A 22,014-nucleotide genomic window follows, 5' to 3' on the forward strand; every position below is an offset into this window, starting at 1 on the left:
TCCCCCCTGGTGGTGCGCGGTCGCGCTCCTTAGACATATCGGTGTCCGCCGACACCGCGCAATTCCGATGACACCGATATCCCACATGCTGCGCGGGCCGCGTCGCCGTGGGAGCAGGAGAATCCGCCGAGAGAAGGACGATCCGTCAGGAGCCGTCCTGCGATGGGCGGTTCCTCCTGCTCCGGGTCGGGTGAACCAGACCGCGATCGACCGAGCCGGATGTCGGCGGTCCGGGAGAGGATGGTTGCGTGGATGTGCTCGATCGGTTCGGCGAGGCGACGCGGGAGTGGTTCCGCGGCGCGTTCGCGGCGCCGACCGACGCCCAGCGCGGCGCGTGGGATGCCGTCTCGAAGGGCCGCCATGCCCTCGTCGTCGCGCCCACGGGCTCCGGCAAGACCCTGTCGTCGTTCCTGTGGGCGATCGACCAGGTGTTCCGCGAGAAGGCGCAGGACGACGCCGAGCGCACGCGCACCCTCTACGTCTCGCCGCTCAAGGCCCTCGGCGTCGACGTCGAGCGCAACCTGCGCTCGCCGCTCGTCGGCATCGCGCAGGCGGCGCGGCGTCTCGGGATCGAGGCGCCGACCGTGAGCGTGGGGGTGCGCTCGGGCGACACCCCGTCGGCCGACCGGCAGCGGCTCGTCCGGCACCCGCCGGACATCCTCATCACCACGCCCGAGTCGCTCTACCTCATGCTCACGAGCCAGGCGCGGGAGACCCTGCGCGGCGTGCACACCGTGATCGTCGACGAGGTCCACGCCGTCGCGGCGACCAAGCGCGGCGCGCACCTCGCGGTGAGCCTCGAGCGTCTCGACGAGCTGCTCGAGCGGCCGGCGCAGCGCATCGGGCTGTCGGCGACCGTGCGCCCCATCGACGAGGTCGCGCGGTTCCTCGGCGGTTCGGCCCCCGTCGAGATCGTCGCGCCGAAGGCGTCGAAGACCTTCGAGCTGTCGGTGACGGTGCCGATCGACGACATGCAGAACCCGCCGCCGGCCGCGGGCAGCGCGCCGCCCTCCGGCGCCGAGCAGGGCGAGGACGGCGAGGACTGGTTCCTTCCCGAGACCACCGAAATCACCGGGTCGGTGTGGCCGCACGTCGAGGAGGCGATCGTCGACCGCGTGCTCGCGCACCGCTCGACGATCGTGTTCGCCAACTCGCGGCGTCTCGCCGAGCGCCTGACGGGCCGCCTCAACGAGATCTACGCCGAGCGGCTGGGCCTCGACCTGCCCGATCCCGCCGTCCCCGCCGCGATGATGGCCCAGGCCGGCCAGACGGCGGGCGCCGAGCCCGTGCTCGCCAAGGCGCACCACGGATCCGTCTCGAAGGAGCAGCGCGCCGTCGTCGAGGAGGAGCTCAAGTCGGGTGCGCTGCGGTGCGTCGTCGCGACGAGCAGCCTCGAGCTCGGCATCGACATGGGCGCGGTCGACCTCGTCATCCAGGTCGAGGCGCCGCCGAGCGCCGCGAGCGGCCTCCAGCGGGTCGGCCGCGCGGGCCACCAGGTCGGCGAGATCAGCCGCGCCGCGCTGTTCCCGAAGCATCGCGGCGACGTGCTGCACACCGCGATCGTCACCGAGCGGATGCTCCATGGCCAGATCGAGGCGATCGCCGTCCCGCAGAACCCGCTCGACATCCTCGCCCAGCAGACTGTCGCGGCCTCCGCGCTCGGCGAGATCGAGGTCGAGCGGTGGTACGAGATCGTCCGGCGCAGCGCCCCGTTCCGCACCCTGCCGCGCAGCGCCTTCGAGGCGACGCTCGACCTGCTCGCCGGCCGCTACCCCTCCGATGAGTTCGCCGAGCTGCGGCCCCGCGTCGTGTGGGACCGCGACGCCGGCACGATCGCCGGGCGCCCCGGCTCGCAGCGCCTCGCCGTCACGAGCGGCGGGACGATCCCCGACCGCGGCCTGTTCGGGGTCTTCATCGCGGGCGAGACTCGCAACGCGCGCGTCGGCGAGCTCGACGAGGAGATGGTCTACGAGTCGCGTGTGAACGACGTCTTCACGCTGGGCACGACGAGCTGGCGCATCGTCGAGATCACGCACGATCGCGTCAACGTGCTGCCCGCGTTCGGCCAGCCGGGCAAGGTCCCGTTCTGGCACGGAGACGGGCTGGGCCGCCCCGCCGAGCTCGGCGAGGCCCTCGGCCGCTTCTCGCGCGAGATCACGAGCGCTCCCGCCGACCGCGCGGAGCAGCGCCTCGTCGAGGCCGGCCTCGACGAGAAGGCGCGCGGCAACCTCCTCGCGTACCTCGCCGAGCAGCGCGAGGCGACCGGCACGCTGCCGACCGACCGCACGCTGACCGTCGAGCGCGGGCGCGACGAGGTCGGCGACTGGCGGATCATCCTGCATTCCCCCTACGGCATGCACGTGCACTCGCCGTGGGCCCTTGCCGTCAACGCGCGCATCCGCGAGCGCCTCGGCGTGGAGGGATCCGCCGTCGCGAGCGACGACGGCATCATCGCGCGCATCCCCGACACCGAGTCCGAGCCGCCCGGCGCCGAGTTGTTCGTGTTCGATCCCGACGAGCTCGAGCAGATCGTCACCGACGAGGTCGGCGGCTCCGCCCTCTTCGCGTCGCGGTTCCGCGAGTGCGCGGCCCGCGCCCTCCTCATGCCGCGCCTCAACCCGGGCAAGCGCATGCCCCTGTGGCAGCAGCGCCAGCGCTCCGCGGCCCTGCTCGAGGTGGCCAAGCGCCACCCGACCTTCCCGATCATCCTCGAGACCCTCCGCGAGGTCCTCCAGGATGTCTACGACCTGCCCGCGCTGCTCCGCGTCGCGCGCGGGATCGGCGAGCGGCGCATCCGGCTCATCGAGACCGAGCCGTCGCAGCCGTCGCCCTTCGCGCGCGATCTGCTCTTCGGCTACGTCGGCGCGTTCATGTACGAGGGCGACTCCCCGCTCGCCGAGCGGCGCGCCGCCGCCCTGTCCGTCGACCCCGCGCTCCTGAGCGAGCTCCTCGGCAAGGTCGAGATGCGCGAGCTGCTCGACCCCGACGTGCTCGCGCAGTACGAGGCCGAGGCGCAGCGGCTCGCGCCCGACCGCCGCGCGCGCGGCGTCGAGGGCACGGCCGACCTGCTGCGCGTGCTGGGCCCGCTCGCGGCGGACGAGGTCGCCGCGCGCCTCGAGGACGCCGCCGACGCGCCCGCGCACCTCGCCGCCCTCGTCGACGCGCGGCGCGCCATCCGCGTGCAGATCGCGGGAGCCGACCGCTTCGCGGCGATCGAGGACGCGGGGCGCCTCCGCGACGGGCTGGGCACCGCGCTCCCCGTCGGCATCCCGGTCGCCTTCCTCGAGCCGGTCGCCGATCCGCTCGCCGACCTCGTGTCGCGGTACGCACGCACCCACGGGCCGTTCACGACCGACGCCGTCGCGACGCGTCTCGGTGTCGGCGCTGCGGTCGCGCGCCACACGCTGCAGCGACTCGAGGCGCAGGGTCGGCTGTCCAGCGGGTTCTTCCTGCCCGAGCGCGACGGCGTGCCGCTCTCCGACGAGGTGGAGTGGTGCGATGCGGAGGCGCTGCGGCGCATCCGGATGCGCTCGCTCGCGGCGCTGCGCGGAAGCGTCGAGCCGGTCGCGCCCGACGCCTACGCGCGCTTCCTCCCCGACTGGCAGCACATCGTGCGCCCGCTCGAGGGGATCGACGGCGTGGTCGCGGTCGTCGACCAGCTCGCCGGCGTCCCGATCCCGGCGAGCGCCTGGGAATCGCTCGTCCTGCCCTCGCGGGTGCGCGACTACGCGCCGTCCATGCTCGACGAGCTCACCGCGACCGGAGAGGTCGTCTGGTCGGGGCACGGATCCCTGCCGGGGCGAGACGGATGGATCGCGCTGCACCCCGCAGACGCGGCCTCGTTCACGGTCCCCGACGTCGACGGCGAGCTCGCCGAGGGCTCGCTCGAGGCGCAGCTCGTCGCGGCGCTCGCGGGCGGAGGCGCCTACTTCGCGAGCCAGCTGCGCGAGGCGACGGGAGCCGAGAACGAGCAGTCGGTCGTGGAGGCGCTCTGGAACCTCGTCTGGACGGGGCGCGTGACGAACGACACGTTCGCGCCGCTGCGCACGCTCCTCGGCGGCGGCTCGCAGAGCCACAAGGTCGCGCGCCGCACCCCTCGCGCGCGGATGTACCGAGGAGCGACCTTCCGCCCGACGACCTCGGCGCCGCCGCGGCCGCCCGCGCTCGGCGGACGCTGGTCGCTCGTCCCCCGGCCCGAGCCGGATGCCGCGGCGCGGGCCACCGCGAGCGCGTCGCTCCTCCTCGACCGCTACGGCGTCGTCACGCGCGGATCGGTGCAGAGCGAGCAGGTGCCGGGCGGCTTCGCGCAGGTCTACCGCATCCTCGCCGGCTTCGAGCAGGCCGGCCACTGCCGACGCGGCTACCTCATCGAGCAGCTCGGCGCGGCGCAGTTCGCGGCGTCCTCGACGATCGACCGGCTGCGCCAGTTCGCCGCCGTGCCCGAGCCCGCTCCCCTGCGCGCGCTCACGCTCGCGGCGACCGACCCCGCGAACCCCTACGGCGCGGCACTCGGTTGGCCCGCGCTCGAGGCCGTCAAGCACCGCCCGGGCCGCAAGGCGGGCGGCCTCGTCGTGCTCGTCGACGGCGCCCTCGTCCTGTACCTCGAGCGCGGCGGACGCACGGTGCTCCAGTTCGCCGACGACGAGGAAGTCCTCGCCGCGGCGTGCCGCGACCTCGTCGCGACCGCACGATCGCGGCGGCTGGAGACCCTCACCGTCGAGCAGGTCAACGGCGAGTTCGTCTTCGGGACGACGCTCGGCCGGGCTCTGCGCGCGGCGGGGTTCGTCGAGTCGACGAAGGGCCTCACGCTGCGCCGGGAACGCGGCTGATGCCCGAGGGCGATACCGTCCACCGCGCGGCGCGTCGACTGCACGCCGCCCTCGCCGGCCGCGTGGTCACGCGGTTCGACCTCCGTGTGCCGCAGGCGGCGACCGCCGACCTGCGCGGCGAGATCGTGCACGAGGTCGTCGCGCGCGGCAAGCACCTCCTCCACCGCATCGGCGAGCACACGCTGCACACGCACCTGCGAATGGAGGGCGAGTGGCATGTGTACGCACAGGGCGCCCGCTGGCGCCGCCCGGCCTACCAGGCGCGCGCGATCGTCTCGGCACCCGGCGTCGAGACGGTCGGATTCGAGCTCGGCATCGTCGAGCTGCTGCTCACGCGCGACGAGGAGGCGGCGGTCGGATACCTCGGACCCGACCCGCTCGCCCCCGACTGGGACCCGGACGAGGCCGCGCGGCGCCTCGCCGCCGACAGACGCGCGGCGCACGTCGCGCTCCTCGACCAGCGCAACGTCGCCGGGTTCGGCACGGAGTACGTGAACGAGCTGCTCTTCCTGCGCGGCATCGCCCCCACGCGCCCGATGTCCGAGGTCGACACCGCGGCCCTCGTCGCGCTCGGCGCACGGACCATCCGGCGCAACGTCGATCAGCGCACGCGCTCGTTCACGGGAGACGCGCGCCCCGGCCGGGCGATGTGGGTCTACGGGCGCGACCGGCAGCCGTGCCGTCGCTGCGGGACGCCCATCCGCAAGACCGCGATGGGGCCCGACCCCACCCGCGAGCGCCGCGTGTACTGGTGCCCGCGCTGCCAGCCCGAGGCCGATGACGGCGGATCAGCGGCGTGATCCTGCCAGATGCGAGCGGATCGCGCGGCGGCCATCCGGCTCGCCGATAGCGTGCGTGCCATGACGAACTCCGCAGCCGCCGCCCACTTCCGCGCGAAGCTCTCCTTCGAGACCGACCCGTCCGACGTCTTCGCCGACCAGCAGGAGGGCACCGCGTTCGCCCTCGTCGACACGCGCTCGCAGGCCGCCTGGGATCAGGGTCATGCGGTCGGCGCGATCCACCTGCCCACGCGCGAGATCGCCGCGCGAGCTTCGGCCGAGATCCCGCACGGCACTCCGGTCGTCGTGTACTGCTGGAGCCCGGGCTGCAACGGCGGAGACAAGGCCGCTCTCGCGTTCGCGCAGCTCGGCTACGACGTGCGCCTCATGATCGGCGGCTTCGAGTACTGGTCGCGCGAGGGCTATCCCGTCGAGAGCGCCGACGGCCCGGTCGTCCGCGCGGCCGATCCGCTCGTCGCGCCGGTCGCCGCGCCGTCCTGCGCCTGCTGACAGCGAGACGGCCCCGGCTGAGCCGGGGCCGTGCGGCCTCATGCGGCGAGCAGGAAGCCCTTGCGGTCGGTGGCGACGGCTGCGCCGTCCCGGATGCTCTCGTCGTCGCCGATGCGGGAGCCGGGCGCGACACGCGCACCCTCTCCCACGGTCGTGCGCACGCCGATGTGGGCGTTCGCGCCGATCATGGCGCCGGGGCCGATGTGCGCCCCGACCTCGATCGTCGCCTTCGGCCCGATGAGCGCGTTGGCGTCGATCCACGCGCCGCGCGCGACGCGCGCACCCGCGGAGATCCGCGCCCCCGGTTCGACATAAGCGCCCGCTTCCACACGCGCGTCCGGATGGACCTTCGCTCCTGTGGCGATCAGTCCACGTCCGTTCACGTGCTTGCGATAGCGCAGCAGTTCGCCGTGGTCATTCTCGATGTCGACGTAGTTCTTTCCCACGATGCCCTTCTGCGGCCCCGGGCGAGGCCGGACATCTGCGACAACGCCCGCGTCCCGGCAGGTATTCCCCTGAATGGACGCTTTCGCTGCTGCTCGATGCACCCGGCTCGACGGGGGCATTCTGGTGTTGATCGGCGGAATCGGATGGTCAGATCGCCTCGCGGGGTCGGCCCGCGTAGGCTTGCGGCATGGCGCACGGGAAGGGATCGGCACCTCGCCGCGGCGGCGCCGCCCGCGGCGGTGCGCGCGGCCGGTCCACAGGCGGACGCGCTCCCGGGCGCACGCCCCCCGCCCCGAAGACGGCGCCCGCCCCGGAGCCGGAAGCGCCCCGCACCTTCCGTCTCGGCGCCGTGCCCGGCGCGACTCCCGGTCGCTGGGTGGACCGCTGGAGCAGCCGCCGGCCCGAGGTCGCCCTCGAGCTCGTGCCGCTCGAGGTCGCGGAGCAGCGCACGGCTCTCGACGACGGCCGCGTCGACGCCGCGATCGCGCGACGCCCGATCGATGACGACGGCCTCCACGTCATCGCGCTGTACGACGAGGTGCCGGTCGTCGTCATGTCGAGCGAGTCCGACCTCACGGTGGTCGACGAGCTCGAGGCGTCCGACCTCGACGGCTCGGTGCTCATCGTGCCGGGCGACGATGTGCTCGGCCCGTTCGACCTCCCCGCCACCGTGCCCCCGCGCTTCGACACGATCGAGACGACCGCGGATGCGATCGCGACGGTCGCCACGGGCGTCGGCATCGCGATCGTGCCGATGTCCCTCGCCCGGCTGCACCACCGGCGCGACGTGACGTACCGGCCGCTCGTCGGCGGCCCGGTCTCGTCGGTCGTCTTCGCGTGGCGGCGCGACCGCGACTCCGCGGACATCCAGGACTTCGTCGGCATCATCCGCGGGCGCACGGCGAACTCCTCCCGCTGAGGTCGTCACGACGCCGCCCTCCGCGAGAACCGGAAGGCGAGCGTCGCGCCGAGCGCGATCACCGCGACTGCGGCTGCCGTCACGCCGATCGCGGTGCTCGCCGGCTCGCCCGAGAGCCGTGCGACGGCGAGCCACGAGAGCCCCCAGGCGAGCGCGAGGGCGGGCGCCAGGCGGCCGCGGCCCCGCCACCCGATGCCGACGGCGATGATCGCGATCACCGCGAGCGCGACGACGCCCGCGACGGCGGCCGCGTCGGCCCACTCCTCCGGTGCCGTCCGGGTGAGCCACGCGGCCGTGTTCGCGACCGCTGCGATCGTGACCCAGCCGAGGTGGAGGCCCGTGACGCCGTCGATGAGAAGCGCGGGCAGCAGGCCCTCCCGCGCTGTGCGGACGGCGCGATGGAAGGCCAGGGCGAGCACTCCCGCGAGCGCGAAGATCACCGCGACAGTCGTGGGCAGGTCGGCGAACTGCGCCGCGAGCAGCCACAGCCCGTTGAGCACCTCCGACGCCGCGACCCACCAGCCCATCGCACGCTGGCGGACGTCTGCCCGCTGCTGCGGAAGCGCCTGCCACGCGGCATACGCGACGAGGCCGATGTAGATCGCCGACCAGATGGAGAACGCCGGGCGCGCGGGGGCGAGGTACGAGCCGTCCACATCGAGCGCGCCGCCCTGGAGATCCTGGACGGGCGTCCCGCCGAAGAGCCCTGCGCCGACCATCGCCGCGGCGATCATGAGGCACGTCGCGGCCACGACGGCGACCTGGCGGACGACGTCGCTGCGGTTCGCGTGTGCGGGAGACGAGGGGGTCATCTGCCCACGCTAACGAGCGCTCCGACCCCGATTCCGGGGGTTGACAGACCCCGGGTCAGGTGCGAGGCGCCGTGAGCAGGTCGATCTGCTCATCGAGGTAGGGAGCCAGCGGGCGGAGGAAGCCCGCGGGCGACCAGCGCACGCTGAGCACGCCGTCCTGCCACGACAGCGGGCCATCCGCCCCGCCGTCGGCGACCGCGTCGACGTCGATCGCGGACCATCCGAGGTGGAGCGTCTCCCCCTCGGCGAACCCGCCGCGGAACGCCATCGCCCGCAGCTCCGCGCGCCGCCGCTGCGACTCGGCCGCGTAGCCGCGGCGCACCTCCTCGGCGGCGCGCAGGATCTCGCCCGTCGCGATGAGCCCGTCGCCGGTCAGCAGGAGGACGCCGAGATGCCATCCTTCGCCGACCCGCACGATCCGCGGGCGCGCGCCGAGCGCTCCGCGCAGGCGCCCCGGCTCGCGCAGCTGCCCGAGACCCTCGCGGGGGATGCCGCGAAGACGGTCGCGCGCGTCGGCGAGCAGCGAGCGGAGGTCGTCCATCCGCCCCACGATAGTCCGCTACGCGGCGGTCGGCCCGTCGCCGCCGGAGCGCGGGAGGATCGACAGCGGCGCGATCGGGGCCGGGCGCTCGCCGTGCAGCTCACGGTGCAGGCGCTCCATCCGGTCGTCGAGCTCGGCGGCCGTGACGGCCGCGTCACGCAGGCTGTCGATGAGCCGCGCCGGCACCTGCTTGTCGTACTTGTAGTAGATCTTGTGCTCGAGGCTCGCCCAGAAGTCCATCGCGATCGTGCGGAACTGCACCTCGACGGGAACCGACACCATGCCCGTCGACAGGAACACCGGCACCTCGACGATCGCGTGGAGGCTCTTGTAGCCGTTCGCCTTCGGGTGGGCGATGTAGTCCTTGACCTCGCGCACGCTGATGTCGTCCTGGCTCACGAGCAGCTCGAAGAGCCGGTACGCGTCGGTCACGAAGCTGCAGGTGACGCGGACACCCGCGATGTCGAGGATGCTCGCGCGGATGGCCTCGATCGTCGGCTCGATGCCCTTGCGGTCGGCCTTCTCGGCGATGCTGTCCATCGACTTGAGGCGGCTCGAGACGTGCTCGATCGGGTTGTAGGCGTGCTGGTGCTCGAAGTCCTCGCGGAGGATGGAGAGCTTCGTCTCGATCTCGCGCATCCCGAAGCGATACTCGTTGAGGAAGCGCTGCATCTCATCGCGGAGCGAGCGAGCGTGCTCCAGCATGTCCTCGTCGACGGGGATCGAGCTCATGAGCCCCACGCTAGGGTCGCGCGCTATGGGATCCCTGTGAGATCCGCCTGGAGCACCCGGGCGCGGCGTTAGCCTGGGGCCATGGGCACTCTCTACTACGGCGCATCCGCGACGCCGATCTCCGTCGAAGACCGTGCTCTCGCTCACCTCAAGGTCGTGATCATCAGCAAGCTGCGCCGCGACGAGAGCTTCTCCGTCTCGTGGCGCCACCGCGAGGGCGAGCCCGAGGGCCGCAGCACCATCTGGGTGCACCCTGCGATCCCGCTGCGCTTCGAGTTCGAGGAGCCCGTCGCCCCCGAGCTCGACCGTCAGTGGCTCGAGGACCTCGCCGTCTCGGCCAACGCGCTCGGCGGCGTCCAGCTCGTCGAGGAGCCGCCGACGCGCGGCTGACGGGTCAGAGCGGGTCGCCGCCGGGCGCCTCGGCCGGCTCCGCCGGCTCGGGCATGATCGTGAGCCCCGACGGCCCGCTCGCGGCCTTCATGAGCTCATCCAGCCACACGCGGTTGAGCCGCGGCGAGCGCCCGCCCGAGAACTGGAACTGCAGGGGCACCGCGGGGTGCAGCCAGAAGCTGCGACGCCCCGTGCCCTCGCCCAGGGACGCGTCGAACATGAAGGGCTCGGAACGGCGGAGCTTGTTCATGACCACGATGCGCAGATGCGCAAGGGTACGGTCGTCCATTTCGACGGAATCCCCGCCCAGTCCGTAGATGAATTTGCCCACGAAGCGACTCTAACCGGTACAGGCGTCGAAAATCACGGCTTCGTCACGGGGAGTCAGATCGCGTCGGCTGGCCCGGGCCGATTCCGGTGCACCTCCCCGCGCCACGCGCCCGTCGCGGTGCCGCGCGCCTCCATGTACTCCTTGAACCGCTCGAGGTCCCGCTGCGCCTGCGCGGAGTCGACGCCGATGGCGGCGCCGAACGACTCGAGCATCCCCTCCGGCTCCCAGACCATGCGGAGCGTCACACGCGTGCCGTTCTCGACGCGCGCGAAGTCGACCCGCCCGACATGGAAGATCCCGTCGGTGCTCTGCCAGACGATGTGGTCGTCCGGCACCTGATCGACGATGTCGGCGTAGAAATCCTCCGTGAATCCGCCGATCGTGACCGACCAGCGCGAGCGGACCTCGTCGATCTGGCGCACGGATCTCACCGCACCGAGGTACTCCGGGAACGTCTCGATCTGCGTCCACTGGTTGTACACCTCTTCGAGCGGCGCCTCCACGTCGATCTCGGCCGTCAGCGATGTGGCCATGGTGCCTCCTCCCGGCGGTTCCGTCCCCAGGTCGCCGCCCCGTCGCTAGCCAGGCTAGGCAGGGCCTCCTGACCAGGCACCCGGGTTGACGCGACGGGGCTCGCGATGTATCGGCTGGGTGCGCGGCACCCACCCTGTCCTGGCCGGGCGCGTCGCGCGCCGTCAACCTCTCCCGCGCGGCGGAGAAGCGCCATAGGGTGACGGCATGGCAGCACAGGTCAAGGGCGCATCCGATGACGACGAGACCGTCGGGATGCGCGTCGTGTTCTGGTCCTGGTTCTCGATCGTCGCGGTCGGACTCGCGATCATGATCGTCCTTCCGCTGACCGGGCGCTGAGGAGGGTCCATGCCGCGCTTCATCCGCGACAACGCGCTGTCGCTCTTCTTCCTCGCGATCTTCGTCGCGACCCTCGTCGGGCAGGCGTTCGTGGGCCACGCGAACAACAACGAGGAGCTCGTCCGCCACGGCCAGCCCGAGATCCCGCTCGGCGAGTTCGTCACGTCGTCGGCGTTCCTCGTCGACGTCGCCGAGAACTGGCAGAGCGAGTTCCTGCAGTTCTTCCTCTTCATCCTCGCGACCGTGTGGCTCATCCAGCGCGGCTCGCCCGAGTCCAAGCGCATCGACGACGAGGGCCCCGGCTCCGACGAGGAGCAGCTCGTGGGCGAGCACGCTCGAGCCGACTCCCCCGCCTGGGCGAAGCTGCGTGACTGGCGCCAGACGCTGTACGGCAACTCCATGCTCATCGTCATGGGCGCGATCTTCGTGCTCTCCTGGTTCGCGCAGTCGCTCGGCGGGCTCGTGGTCGCGAACGACGAGGCCGCGCAGCACGGCGAGCCCGCGATGACCTGGCTCGCGTACGTCGCGGGGCCGGAGTTCTGGAACCGGACGCTGCAGAACTGGCAGTCCGAGTTCCTCGCGGTCGGCTGCATGGTCGCCTTCTCCATCTACCTCCGCCAGCGCGGGTCCGCCGAGTCGAAGCCCGTCGGAGCGCCGCACGCGGAGTCGTCGATCGAGTCGGAGTGACGCGCTCCTCCGAGGGCCGTGCGAGCGCGGTCTGAGAGGATGGCCGGATGACCGCGACCCTCGTGGCCGGCGGGATCGCCGGCGGATACGGCCACCGCACGCTCTTCTCGGGGGTGGACCTCACGGTGTCCCCGGGCGATGTGGTCGGGGTCGTCGGCGTCAACGGAGCGGGCAAGTCGACCCTGCTGCGCATCCTCGGCGGCGTGCTCGAGCCGCAGGCCGGCACGGTGTCGCTCTCGCCCGCCGACGCGTTCGTGGGCTACCTGCCGCAGGAGCACGAGCGCGTCGACGGCGAGAGCGTCGCGGCGTACCTCGCGCGGCGCACGGGGTGCCAGGCGGCGAGCGCGGAGCTCGAGGCCGCGGCGGCGGCGCTCGCCGATCCGGTCGCCCATCCCGCGGGCGTCGACCCCGCAGACGCGTACGCATCGGCGCTCGATCCCTGGCTCGCGAGCGGGGCGGCCGACCTCGACGAGCGCATCCCCGCAGTCCTCGCCGACCTCGGTCTCGAGCTGGACGGCGAGGCTGCCGGCCGCACCCCGATGACCTCCCTCTCCGGCGGTCAGGCCGCGCGGGTGGGTCTCGGGGCGCTCCTGCTCTCGCGCTTCGACCTCGTGCTGCTCGACGAGCCGACGAACGATCTCGATCTCGACGGCCTCGCGCGTCTCGAGGCGTTCGTGAAGGGGGTCCGCGGGGGCGTCGTCCTCGTGAGCCACGACCGCGAGTTCCTCTCCCGCTGCGTCACGCGCGTGCTCGAGCTCGACCTCGCGCAGTCGTCGAACCGCGTGTTCGGCGGCGGGTACGACGCCTACCTCGAGGAGCGCGAGGTCGCGCGCCGTCATGCCCGCGAGGCGTACGACGAGTTCGCCGAGAAGAAGGCCGACCTCGTCGCCCGCGCGCGCGTGCAGCGGGAGTGGTCGAGCCAGGGCGTGCGGAACGCGCTCCGGAAGGCGCCCGACAGCGACAAGCTGCGTCGCAGGGCGTCGACGGAGTCGTCGGAGAAGCAGGCGCAGAAGGTGCGCCAGATGGAGAGCCGGATCGCGCGACTCGAGGAGGTCGAGGAGCCGCGCAAGGAATGGCAGCTGCAGTTCACGATCGGCGCCGCGCCGCGCTCGAGCACGGTCGTCTCGACGCTGACCGGAGCCGTGTTCCGGCGCGGCGACTTCGCCCTCGGTCCCGTGTCGCTGCAGGTCGACGCGGGCGACCGCATCGGCATCACCGGGCCGAACGGCGCGGGCAAGTCGACGCTCCTCGCCGCGCTGCTCGGGAGGATCGCTCCCGACGAGGGCTCGGCGAGCCTCGGCGCGAGCGTCCGGATCGGCGAGATCGACCAGGCGCGCTCGCTACTGGCCGGGGCGACGCCGCTCGCTCGGCGCTTCGAGGAGATCGTCCCCGCGCTCACCCCGGCCGAGGTGCGCACCCTGCTGGCGAAGTTCGGTCTGCGCGCCGACCACGTGTCGCGGCCCGTCGGGGATCTGTCCCCCGGCGAGCGCACCCGCGCCGGCCTCGCCGTGCTCCAGGCGGTCGGCGTGAACCTCCTCGTCCTCGACGAGCCGACCAACCACCTCGACCTGCCCGCGATCGAGCAGCTCGAGCACGCGCTGGACGGGTACGAGGGCACCCTGCTCCTCGTCACGCACGATCGTCGGATGCTCGAGAACGTGCGCACCGAGCGGCGCTGGCACGTCGAGGCGGGCGTCGTCACCGAGCGGTGACCCCGCGAAGACGGCGACGGGCGCCGGAGGCTCTCACACAGCCGTCCGGCGCCCGCGCCCCTCACGCTCTCAGGACACGAGCTCCTTGAGGCGCGTCGCGAGCTCCTCGCTCGTGTGCACCTCCTGCTCCCGGTTCTCCTCGAGCAGCTTGAGCGCGTCGGATGCACCGAGCGCGGTCACGGGGATGATGAGCGACTGGTAGGCGGCCATCTCGTAGTGCTCGTTGCCGAGCGCGGCCGAGAGGGTCACCTGGTCGCGCAGCGGCTTCGCCGTCTTCGCGATGAGCGACTCGGCCTGCTTGCTGATGCCCTTCGTGCTGGGGGACGCGGCGGTCGACTCCGGCACCTCGAGCAACTGGAAGACCTTCTTCAGGTTCTCGATCTGCTGCTTCGTCTCGTCGGCGTGATGCCGGAACAGCTTCTTCACATCGGGCGACGCCGCGGCCTCCGCGAGCTCGCCGAGTGCGGCAAGCGAGTCGTCCTCCATCGTCAGCGCGGTGCGCAGCTGCAGCCGCAGCAGGTCCTCGGGGGTCTCGAGGTTGACCTGGCTCATGCGTCCTCCTTCTGTCGACGACCGGCCTGCGCCGGCTGCCTTCGACGCTAGGGGCGGTCGCCGCTCCCGCCCAGCCGCTTGCCAGGGCACCTCGCGCCCTGCTAATGCGCGCGATGCGCGGTCAACGCCATGGAAGCGCTTCTGTCAAGCCGCTACCCCGCGCCCCGGCCCGCTCCTAGCCTCGGCACCGTCCGGGTGCCGCAGCACCCGAGGAGGAAGTGGCCCCGACCGGGCCGATCGCGAAGGAGCCGCATCATGTGCACACGAAGGCACGCCCATCCGCTTCTCGTCACGACCGCCGTGGGCGCGGCGGCGCTCGTGACGCTCTCGGGATGCGCCGTCGGCACGGGCGGCCAGAGCGGCGCCGACGACGCCGAGTACTCCTCCGACGCGACCCTCGACGGCGAGCTCTCGGTCATGGGCTTCTCGGGCGTCGACGAGGTCGCGACCTCGCGCATGGACTTCGCCGAGCAGCAGCTCGGGGACGGCGTCGAGGTGAAGCTCACGGAGGGCGAGCTCGACCTGCAGCAGTTCCTGTCCGCCGCCGCGACGGGGTCCCCGCCCGACCTCATCTACGCCAACCGTGACCAGATCGGATCGCTCGCCGCGCGCGGCGCCATCCTCCCCCTCGGCAGCTGCTTCGACGGCGAGGGCATCGACGCCGACGCGTTCGTCGAGCCCGCGCTCGAGCAGGTGACGCTGGGCGGCGAGGTCTACGGCGTGCCCGAGTTCAACACCGTGCAGATCACGATGGCGAACGCCGACCTCCTCGAGGAGGCGGGGCTGTCGGTCGACGACGTGAACGGCTCGGACTGGGAGTCCATGTCCGCCGCCAACGAGGCGCTCATGCAGCGCGACGGCTCGCTCTCGGTGATCGGCGTCGACAGCAAGCTGCCCGAGTTCTTCCCGCTGTGGGCGCGTGCCAACGGCGTCGAGCTGCTCAGCGAGGATGGCCGCGAGGCGAACCTCGACGATCCCGCGGCGATCGAGGCGCTCGAGTGGGCCGTCGGCATCTACGACGCGCAGGGCGGCTTCGGCGACGTCAAGGCGCTGCGCGACTCCGCCGACTTCTTCGGCGAGGGCAACCAGTTCGCGACGGGCGTCCTCGGCGCGATGCCGATGGAGCAGTGGTACGTCAACGTGCTCAACGACGTCTCCCCGGACGCGCCGATGGTCTTCGACACGGTCCGCGACCACGAGGGCGAGCCGATCGCCTACGCGTCCGGCTCTGCCTGGGCGATCCCGTCCGGCGCCGAGAACCCCGAGGCCGCGTGCCGCTGGGCGCGCGCCATGACGTCGGTCGACGCCTGGATCGCGGCTGCCGAGGCTCGCCTCGACCTCCGCGAGGAGGAGGGCAAGCCGTTCACGGGCATCCTCACCGGCAATGCCGAGGCCGACGAGCAGATCCGCGAGATGGTGACCTCGGGCGGGGAGCCGTGGGACAGCGCGGTCGAGGCCGTCTACGAGGCCAACGAGCACACCTTCACCCTGCCGGCGAACCCCGCCGACGCGGAGTTCGAGGCCGCGCTCAACGACGCGATCAACGACGTGCTGTCGGGCGACGCAGAGGCGGCCGATGCGCTCGCCCGCGCCCAGGAGACCGCCCAAGAGGCGCTCGACGAGGCCTGGGCCAAGGTCGAGGAGGGGTCGTGAGGGCGCGCGAGACGCGCGCGGCTCTGTTCTTCCTCAGTCCCTGGATCATCGGCTTCGCCGTCTTCACCGCCTGGCCCATCCTCTACAGCGCCTACCTGTCGCTGACGGACTACGACGTCATCAACGATCCGTCGTTCGTCGGGTTCGACAACTACGCCGAGCTGTTCTCCGACCCGAAGGTCTCGCTCGCGCTCGGCAACACGCTGTTCTTCACGGCCGTCCAGGTGCCGGCCTACGTGATCGTGTCGCTCGTGCTCGCCGTCCTGCTGCAGCGCGCGGGGCGGGCATCCGGCTTCTTTCGCACGGTCTTCTTCCTCCCGAAGATGACCCCTCCGGTCGCCGTGGGCATCCTGTTCCTCCTGCTCTTCAACGGGCAGAGCGGGCTGTTCAACTCCGCGCTCGGCGCCGTCGGCATCGACGGGCCGTCGTGGACGACGGACGGCTCGTGGGTGAAGCCGGGCCTCGTCATCATGAGCCTGTGGACCGTCGGCTCGTCGGTGCTCATCCTGCTCGCGGCGCTGCGCGGCGTCCCCGAGGAGCTGTACGAGTCGGCGCGGCTCGACGGGGCGGGCGCGTGGCGCAGGCTCACGAGCGTGACCCTGCCGATGATCAGTCCCGCGCTGTTCTTCGTCGTCGTCGTGAACACGATCGCGGGGCTGCAGACCTTCGACGAGGCGTACACGGCGTTCTTCGGCGCGGGCAACACGACCTACGCCAACGATGCCGCGCTGTTCTACGTCATCTACCTGTTCCAGCAGGCGTTCGAGTTCCTCCACATGGGATACGCGTCGGCGCTCGCGTGGCTGCTGTTCCTCATCGTCATGGTGGTGACGGCCGTCCAGGTGATCGTCTCGCGCCGCCTCGTGTACTACGAGGGAGGTGCGCGATGACCGCCGGGCTCCGGGTCCGCGTCGGGCGCTGGGCGACCTGGATCGCGCTCGTCGCGGCCGGGATCGTGTTCGCCTACCCCTTCGCGTGGCTCGTGAGCGCGTCGTTCAAGCCGCGCGGCGAGGTGTTCGACAACCGGCTCATCCCCCGGACCTTCACGTGGGACAACTACGTGCAGGTCTGGCAGGAGGCGCCGGTCGCGCTGTGGCTGCTCAACACCGCGGTCGTCACGGTGCTCGCGGCGACGGCGGTGACGCTCTCGAGCGCGATGGTCGCGTGGGGCTTCGCGTACTACCGCTTCCGCGGCCGCGGCGTGCTCTTCGCACTCGTCCTCGGCTCGATGATGCTCCCCGGGGCGGTGACGATGATCCCGACGTTCCTCATCTGGAACGCGCTCGGGCAGGTCGGCACGCTCACCCCGATGTGGGCGCACAATCTGTTCGGCAGCGCGTTCTACATCTTCCTCCTGCGCCAGTTCATGCTGTCGCTCCCGCGCGATCTCTTCGACGCCGCTCGCGTCGACGGGGCGAACGCGTGGCAGCTGTTCTGGCGCATCGCGATGCCGCTGTCGCGCCCCGCCATCGCGGTCACGCTGGTCTTCGAGGTGCAGGCGGTGTGGACCGACCTCATGCGCGCCCTCATCTACCTCCGCGACTCGGCGACCTTCACCATCCCGCGAGGTCTCAAGGCGCTCGTCGACGCCTTCGGCTTCGGCGGCGAGTGGCACTGGGAGATCCTCGTCACGGCGAGCGTCATCACGACGGTGCCGATGATCATCCTCTTCTTCCTCGCCCAGCGGCACATCGTGGAGGGCGTCGTCGCCGGCGGTGTGAAGGGGTGACGCGCGGAGGCGCCCGGCGGCCTCGGCCGCCGGGCGCCTCCTCAGGCGAGCGCTGCCGTCAGGCTGCGGCGCCCGCCTCGCTGCGGATGAACTGGACGTCCTCATCGCTGAGCTTCGTCCCGTCCTCGACCAGCACGCCCGATGCGTTCGAGACCTCCTGCCGGACGGTGCCGACCAGCGGCGCCGCCGGGTACTCCAGGAGGAACTCCTTCGCCTCGGCCGCGAGGTGCGACCACCACTCCCGGATGGGAGGCAGTTCGTCGGCCATGACAGCTCCTTCCGTCGGTGATCGAACGGTAGATCCGCGGGGCCGGGGGCTTCCATCCGATTGACAGGGCTTCCCCGACGGTGCTAGCCGCGTCGGGCGAACGCCTCCAGGCGCGCGGCGGCGAACGGCGTCGCGGCCTCGCGCGCGATCGCCTCGCGCTCCGCGGCGAGCGCGTCGGCGTACGATCCGTCGAGATCGAGGAGCTCCTTCGTCGCGGACGGCGCGGTCGGACCCGCGCTCCGGATGGCCGAGAGCACGTCGGCGACGGATGCGTCGAGCTCCTCGGTGGTCGCCACCCGGGTGAGGAGCCCCCACTCGAGCGCCGTCGCGGCGTCGATCCGGCGACCGGTGAGGAGGAGGTCGCGCGCACGCCGATCCCCGATGGCGCGCGGCAGCAGAGCGGTCGCGCCGCAGTCGGGCACGAGGCCGATCGCGCCGTACGCCGGGGTGAACGTGGCCGTGTCGACGGCGACCGCGACGTCGGCGGCGAGCACGATGCCGATCCCGGCGCCCGCGACGATGCCGTTCACGCGCGCGACCACGGGCTGCCGCACCGCCCGCAGCGCCGTCATCGCGCGGTTGGCCGCCCCGACGAGGTCGAGCATGTAGGCGGAGCGGTCGTCGGCCGCGGCCATCGCCTGCACGTCTCCGCCCGCCGTGAACGCGCGGCCCGTGCCGGTGACCACGACGACCTCGGCGTCGGAGGCGGCGGCGCGCTGCGCGGCGTCCGCGAGCGCCTCGGCGATCCCGATGTCGAGCACGTTGAGCCGCTCCGGCCGGTTCAGCGTGATCGTCGCGACGGCATCGGCGACCTCGAGCAGCACGGCGTCCATCGGCTTCCTCCCTCCCGCGTCCTCGGCGACGCGGCCCCGGCCATCCTGCCACGGACATCCGGCCCGCCCTTCCCGCCCGCGCGCTTCGCCGGTAGCGTCGAGCCAGGCAGACGACGGCGCCGCAGGCGCTCGGACGAGACAGAGCGGGGTGGGGCGATGGAGCTCGCTGGCGCATCGGCGGTGGTGACGGGAGGCGCGTCGGGGCTCGGTCTCGCGACCGCGCGGCGTCTCGCGCAGGCGGGGGCGCACGTCGTCGTCGTCGACCTTCCTGGCGCGCCCGGAGAGGCGGCGGCAGCCCAGATCGGCGGCACGTTCGCGCCGGCCGATGTCGTCGACGCCGCCCAGGTGGACACCGCCCTCGACGCCGCTGAGGCCCGCGGCCCCCTGCGCGCGCTTGTGCACTGCGCCGGGCGCATCACGCCCGTCCGGCTGGTCGAGCGCGACGGCTCACCCGGATCGCTCGAGGCGTTCGAGCAGGTCGTGCGCGTGAACCTCGTGGGCACGTTCAACGTGCTCCGCCTCGCGGCCGCGCGGATGGCCCGCAACGAGCCGCAGGACGGCGAGCGCGGCGTGTGCGTGCTCACGGCGTCGGTCGCGGCGTTCGAGGGGCAGATCGGCCAGATCCCCTACACGGCGTCGAAGGCGGGCGTCGCTGGCATGACCCTCGTCGCCGCGCGCGATCTCGCGTCGAAGCTCATCCGCGTCGCGACCATCGCCCCCGGCACGTTCGACACGCCCATGCTCGCGTCGCTGCCCGACGAGGTGCGCGCGTCGCTCGCCGCCGCTGTGCCGCACCCGGCGCGCCTCGGGCGCCCCGAGGAGTTCGCGGCGCTCGCGGCGCACATCGTCGAGAACGCCATGATCAACGGCGAGACGATCCGCCTCGACGGCGCGATCCGCATGCCCCCGCGGTGATCGCGGCCCCCGCGCCCGGTCGCCCCGCGCCGTGGCACCCTGGAGACATCCGCTTCACGACCACGGAGGCCTGCCGATGACCGTCATCCACCCCGTCCGCACGTACCGCAGCGAGGAGCCGCTCCCCCGCGAGCAGCAGCTGGCCTGGCGGATCGCAGAGGTCGCCGCGGACCCCGTGGAGGTCGAGGACGACGTCGTCGACATGGTGATCAACCGCGTGATCGACAACGCCGCGGTCGCTGCCGCATCGCTCACGCGCGGCCCCGTCGTCGCGGCCCGTGCGCAGGCGCTCGACCATCCGGTCTCCCGCGGCGGAGCGGGCGCGACGGTGTTCGGCTGCGCGCTCGACGAGCACACGAGCCCCGAGTGGGCGGCGTGGGCGAACGGCGTCGCCGTGCGCGAGCTCGACTACCACGACACGTTCCTCGCCGCCGAGTACTCGCACCCCGGCGACAACATCCCGCCGCTCGTCGCGGTCGCCCAGCATGTGGGCGCGGACGGCCGCGCGCTCGTCCGCGGGATCGCGACCGGCTACGAGATCCAGATGGACCTCGTGCGCGCGATCAGCCTCCACAAGCACAAGATCGACCACGTGGCGCACCTCGGACCGTCGGCCGCCGCGGGCATCGGGACGCTGCTCGGCCTCGCGCCAGAGGTCGTCTTCCAGGCTGTGTCGCAGGCGCTCCACACGACGACCGCCACGCGGCAGTCCCGCAAGGGCGAGATCTCGACGTGGAAGGCGCATGCGCCCGCCTTCGCCGGCAAGATGGCCGTCGAGGCGGTCGACCGCGCCATGCGCGGGCAGACCTCGCCCTCCCCCATCTACGAGGGCGAGGACGGCGTGATCGCGTGGCTCCTCGACGGACCAGAGGGCCGCTACGAGGTGCCCCTGCCCGCCCCCGGGGAGCCGAAGCGCGCCATCCTCGACTCGTACACGAAGGAGCACTCGGCCGAGTACCAGGCGCAGGCGTGGATCGACCTCGCGCGACGCCTCGGCTCCGCGCGCCCCGAGCTGCGCGATCCCGAGAACATCCGCTCGATCGTGCTGCACACGTCGCACCACACGCACGTCGTCATCGGCTCGGGCTCGGGCGACCCGCAGAAGTACGACCCGACGGCGTCGCGCGAGACGCTCGACCACTCGATCCCCTACATCTTCGCGGTCGCGCTGCAGGACGGCGGGTGGCACCACGTCGACTCGTATGCGCCCGAGCGAGCCGCGCGCGGCGACACCGTCGCGCTCTGGCGCAAGATCACCACGACCGAGGACCCGGAGTGGACCCGCCGCTACCACTCCGAGGATCCCGACGAGAAGGCGTTCGGCGGGCGGGTCGAGATCGTCCTCGCGGACGGCACGACCGTCGTCGACGAGATCGCGGTCGCCGACGCGCACCCGCTCGGAGCACGTCCGTTCGCGCGCGCGGACTACGTGCGCAAGTTCCGCACGCTCGCCGAGCCCGTGCTCGACGACATCGAGATCGAGCGGTTCCTCGACCTCGCGCAGCGCCTGCCCGAGCTCAGCCCCGCCGAGGTCGCCCAGCTCACGATCGTCGCGCGCGCGGGCGTGCTCGAGGCCGTCGCCCTGCCGAAGGGACTCTTCTGATGCTGTACGCGCAGACGCCGGCGCACGAGAAGCGCCGCCTGCTCCGCGAGCGGCTCGCGTCGGGCGAGCTGCTCCGCTTCCCCGGCGCCTTCAACCCGCTCTCCGGGCGCCTCATCGAGCGCAAGGGGTTCGACGGCGTGTACATCTCGGGCGCCGTGCTATCGGCCGATCTCGGGCTGCCCGACATCGGGCTCACGACGCTGACCGAGGTCGCGCAGCGCGCGGGTCAGATCGCGCGGATGACCGAGCTGCCCGCGATCGTCGACGCCGACACGGGCTTCGGCGAGCCGATGAACGTCGCGCGCACCGTCCAGACCCTCGAGGACGCGGGCGTCGCGGGCCTCCACATCGAGGACCAGGTGAACCCCAAGCGATGCGGCCACCTCGATGGCAAGGAGGTCGTCGACCTCTCGACCGCGACCCAGCGCATCCGCGCCGCCGCCGACGCCCGCCGCGACGGGAACCTCCTCATCATGGCGCGCACCGACATCCGCGCGATCGCCGGCCTCGACGCCGCGATCGACCGCGCGAAGGCCCTCGTCGACGCGGGTGCGGACGCGATCTTCCCCGAGGCGATGAAGGACCTCCGCGAGTTCGAGGCGGTCGCGTCGGCCCTCGACGTGCCGGTGCTCGCGAACATGACCGAGTTCGGCAAGAGCGACCTGTTCACCGTCGACCAGCTGCGCGACGCGGGCGTGCGGATGGTCATCTGGCCCGTCTCGCTGCTGCGGATGGCCATGGGCGCGGCCGAGCGCGCCCTCGACACCCTGAACGCGGACGGCAGCCTGGACGCCCAGGTCGGCGCGATGCAGCACCGCGCCGACCTCTACGAGCTCATCGACTACTCCGGATACAGCCGGTTCGACGCCGGCGTCTACGACTTCACGATCGAGAAGTGACAG

The 22,014-nt window shown here is 72.4% G+C and carries 23 protein-coding genes; 14 read left to right on the forward strand and 9 right to left on the reverse strand.

Going from position 1 to position 22,014, the window contains the following annotated elements:
- The first annotated feature begins 248 nt into the window (after nt 1-248).
- The 3 genes from ACWXWW_RS04030 to ACWXWW_RS04040 are packed head-to-tail and all read left to right on the forward strand — an operon-like array spanning nt 249 to nt 6,118.
- Nucleotides 249-4,829 (forward strand): ATP-dependent helicase, encoded by a 4,581-nt coding sequence (locus tag ACWXWW_RS04030; protein ID WP_455968890.1) that lies wholly within the window; start codon nt 249-251, stop codon nt 4,827-4,829.
- Entirely contained in the window at nt 4,829-5,629 is an 801-nt protein-coding gene (locus tag ACWXWW_RS04035; protein ID WP_455968891.1) for a DNA-formamidopyrimidine glycosylase family protein, read from the forward strand. The genes ACWXWW_RS04030 and ACWXWW_RS04035 overlap by 1 nt, the downstream gene beginning before the upstream one ends.
- A gap of 60 nt (nt 5,630-5,689) precedes the next feature.
- Nucleotides 5,690-6,118 (forward strand): rhodanese-like domain-containing protein, encoded by a 429-nt coding sequence (locus tag ACWXWW_RS04040; protein WP_455968893.1) that lies wholly within the window; start codon nt 5,690-5,692, stop codon nt 6,116-6,118.
- A gap of 38 nt (nt 6,119-6,156) precedes the next feature.
- Here the strand turns inward: ACWXWW_RS04040 and ACWXWW_RS04045 are convergent, their stop codons facing one another.
- Nucleotides 6,157-6,564 (reverse strand): transferase, encoded by a 408-nt coding sequence (locus ACWXWW_RS04045; protein WP_455968895.1) that lies wholly within the window; start codon nt 6,562-6,564, stop codon nt 6,157-6,159.
- A gap of 188 nt (nt 6,565-6,752) precedes the next feature.
- Here ACWXWW_RS04045 and ACWXWW_RS04050 point away from each other — a divergent pair, with 188 nt between their 5' ends.
- Nucleotides 6,753-7,484 (forward strand): LysR family substrate-binding domain-containing protein, encoded by a 732-nt coding sequence (locus tag ACWXWW_RS04050; RefSeq protein ID WP_455968897.1) that lies wholly within the window; start codon nt 6,753-6,755, stop codon nt 7,482-7,484.
- A gap of 5 nt (nt 7,485-7,489) precedes the next feature.
- Here the strand turns inward: ACWXWW_RS04050 and ACWXWW_RS04055 are convergent, their stop codons facing one another.
- Genes ACWXWW_RS04055 through ACWXWW_RS04065 form a run of 3 tightly spaced genes read right to left on the reverse strand, consistent with a single transcriptional unit; the run spans nt 7,490 to nt 9,569 of the window.
- Nucleotides 7,490-8,296, reverse strand: coding sequence for a tryptophan-rich sensory protein (locus ACWXWW_RS04055; RefSeq protein ID WP_271174741.1), 807 nt, complete (start codon nt 8,294-8,296; stop codon nt 7,490-7,492).
- A 55-nt stretch (nt 8,297-8,351) separates the two neighbouring features.
- Complete coding sequence (locus ACWXWW_RS04060) at nt 8,352-8,837, reverse strand: glutaminase (protein ID WP_271174740.1); 486 nt, start codon at nt 8,835-8,837, stop codon at nt 8,352-8,354.
- An 18-nt stretch (nt 8,838-8,855) separates the two neighbouring features.
- A complete protein-coding gene (locus ACWXWW_RS04065) occupies nt 8,856-9,569 on the reverse strand; it encodes a GTP pyrophosphokinase (RefSeq protein ID WP_271174739.1) in 714 nt (237 codons plus the stop codon).
- Between the two features lie 81 nt (nt 9,570-9,650).
- On the opposite strand from ACWXWW_RS04065, the gene ACWXWW_RS04070 reads away from it, so the two are divergent.
- Entirely contained in the window at nt 9,651-9,959 is a 309-nt protein-coding gene (locus ACWXWW_RS04070) for a DUF7882 family protein (protein WP_455968899.1), read from the forward strand.
- Nucleotides 9,960-9,963: 4 nt separating this feature from the next.
- Here ACWXWW_RS04070 and ACWXWW_RS04075 read toward each other — a convergent pair whose 3' ends face one another.
- Nucleotides 9,964-10,290, reverse strand: coding sequence for a DUF7882 family protein (locus ACWXWW_RS04075; RefSeq protein ID WP_271174737.1), 327 nt, complete (start codon nt 10,288-10,290; stop codon nt 9,964-9,966).
- Between the two features lie 53 nt (nt 10,291-10,343).
- Nucleotides 10,344-10,823: an SRPBCC family protein gene (locus ACWXWW_RS04080; RefSeq protein WP_455968900.1), complete on the reverse strand. Its 480-nt coding sequence runs from the start codon at nt 10,821-10,823 to the stop codon at nt 10,344-10,346.
- A gap of 205 nt (nt 10,824-11,028) precedes the next feature.
- Between ACWXWW_RS04080 and ACWXWW_RS04085 the strand changes: the two genes are divergently transcribed.
- The 3 genes from ACWXWW_RS04085 to ACWXWW_RS04095 are packed head-to-tail and all read left to right on the forward strand — an operon-like array spanning nt 11,029 to nt 13,559.
- Nucleotides 11,029-11,160, forward strand: coding sequence for a hypothetical protein (locus ACWXWW_RS04085; RefSeq protein ID WP_324012404.1), 132 nt, complete (start codon nt 11,029-11,031; stop codon nt 11,158-11,160).
- Nucleotides 11,161-11,169: 9 nt separating this feature from the next.
- Nucleotides 11,170-11,847 carry a DUF6766 family protein gene (locus ACWXWW_RS04090; protein WP_455968902.1) on the forward strand — a complete coding sequence of 226 codons (678 nt, stop codon included), beginning with the start codon at nt 11,170-11,172 and terminating at the stop codon, nt 11,845-11,847.
- Between the two features lie 47 nt (nt 11,848-11,894).
- The gene (locus ACWXWW_RS04095) at nt 11,895-13,559 is read left to right on the forward strand and encodes an ABC-F family ATP-binding cassette domain-containing protein (RefSeq protein WP_455968904.1); all 1,665 of its coding nucleotides are present in this window, start codon (nt 11,895-11,897) and stop codon (nt 13,557-13,559) included.
- Between the two features lie 69 nt (nt 13,560-13,628).
- Here the strand turns inward: ACWXWW_RS04095 and ACWXWW_RS04100 are convergent, their stop codons facing one another.
- Nucleotides 13,629-14,111, reverse strand: a complete 483-nt coding sequence (locus ACWXWW_RS04100) for a YciE/YciF ferroxidase family protein (RefSeq protein ID WP_271174732.1) — start codon at nt 14,109-14,111, stop codon at nt 13,629-13,631.
- Between the two features lie 255 nt (nt 14,112-14,366).
- On the opposite strand from ACWXWW_RS04100, the gene ACWXWW_RS04105 reads away from it, so the two are divergent.
- Genes ACWXWW_RS04105 through ACWXWW_RS04115 form a run of 3 tightly spaced genes read left to right on the forward strand, consistent with a single transcriptional unit; the run spans nt 14,367 to nt 17,493 of the window.
- Complete coding sequence (locus ACWXWW_RS04105; protein WP_455968905.1) at nt 14,367-15,764, forward strand: ABC transporter substrate-binding protein; 1,398 nt, start codon at nt 14,367-14,369, stop codon at nt 15,762-15,764.
- Nucleotides 15,761-16,654 (forward strand): carbohydrate ABC transporter permease, encoded by an 894-nt coding sequence (locus ACWXWW_RS04110; RefSeq protein WP_282980503.1) that lies wholly within the window; start codon nt 15,761-15,763, stop codon nt 16,652-16,654. Before ACWXWW_RS04105 ends, ACWXWW_RS04110 begins: the two co-directional genes overlap by 4 nt.
- Nucleotides 16,651-17,493 (forward strand): carbohydrate ABC transporter permease, encoded by an 843-nt coding sequence (locus tag ACWXWW_RS04115; RefSeq protein ID WP_271174729.1) that lies wholly within the window; start codon nt 16,651-16,653, stop codon nt 17,491-17,493. The genes ACWXWW_RS04110 and ACWXWW_RS04115 overlap by 4 nt, the downstream gene beginning before the upstream one ends.
- Before the next feature lie 58 nt (nt 17,494-17,551).
- Here the strand turns inward: ACWXWW_RS04115 and ACWXWW_RS04120 are convergent, their stop codons facing one another.
- Nucleotides 17,552-17,761: a hypothetical protein gene (locus ACWXWW_RS04120; RefSeq protein WP_271174728.1), complete on the reverse strand. Its 210-nt coding sequence runs from the start codon at nt 17,759-17,761 to the stop codon at nt 17,552-17,554.
- 83 nt (nt 17,762-17,844) lie between these two features.
- Entirely contained in the window at nt 17,845-18,594 is a 750-nt protein-coding gene (locus tag ACWXWW_RS04125; protein ID WP_455968906.1) for an enoyl-CoA hydratase/isomerase family protein, read from the reverse strand.
- Between the two features lie 156 nt (nt 18,595-18,750).
- On the opposite strand from ACWXWW_RS04125, the gene ACWXWW_RS04130 reads away from it, so the two are divergent.
- From ACWXWW_RS04130 to prpB, 3 genes are all read left to right on the forward strand, one after another.
- Nucleotides 18,751-19,509 carry an SDR family NAD(P)-dependent oxidoreductase gene (locus ACWXWW_RS04130; RefSeq protein ID WP_455968907.1) on the forward strand — a complete coding sequence of 253 codons (759 nt, stop codon included), beginning with the start codon at nt 18,751-18,753 and terminating at the stop codon, nt 19,507-19,509.
- A 76-nt stretch (nt 19,510-19,585) separates the two neighbouring features.
- A complete protein-coding gene (locus tag ACWXWW_RS04135) occupies nt 19,586-21,112 on the forward strand; it encodes an MmgE/PrpD family protein (RefSeq protein WP_455968909.1) in 1,527 nt (508 codons plus the stop codon).
- The gene (gene prpB / locus ACWXWW_RS04140) at nt 21,112-22,011 is read left to right on the forward strand and encodes a methylisocitrate lyase (protein ID WP_282978936.1); all 900 of its coding nucleotides are present in this window, start codon (nt 21,112-21,114) and stop codon (nt 22,009-22,011) included. The genes ACWXWW_RS04135 and prpB overlap by 1 nt, the downstream gene beginning before the upstream one ends.
- Nucleotides 22,012-22,014: the final 3 nt, after the last annotated feature.

The organism is Microbacterium sp. KNMS (genome assembly GCF_053851835.1).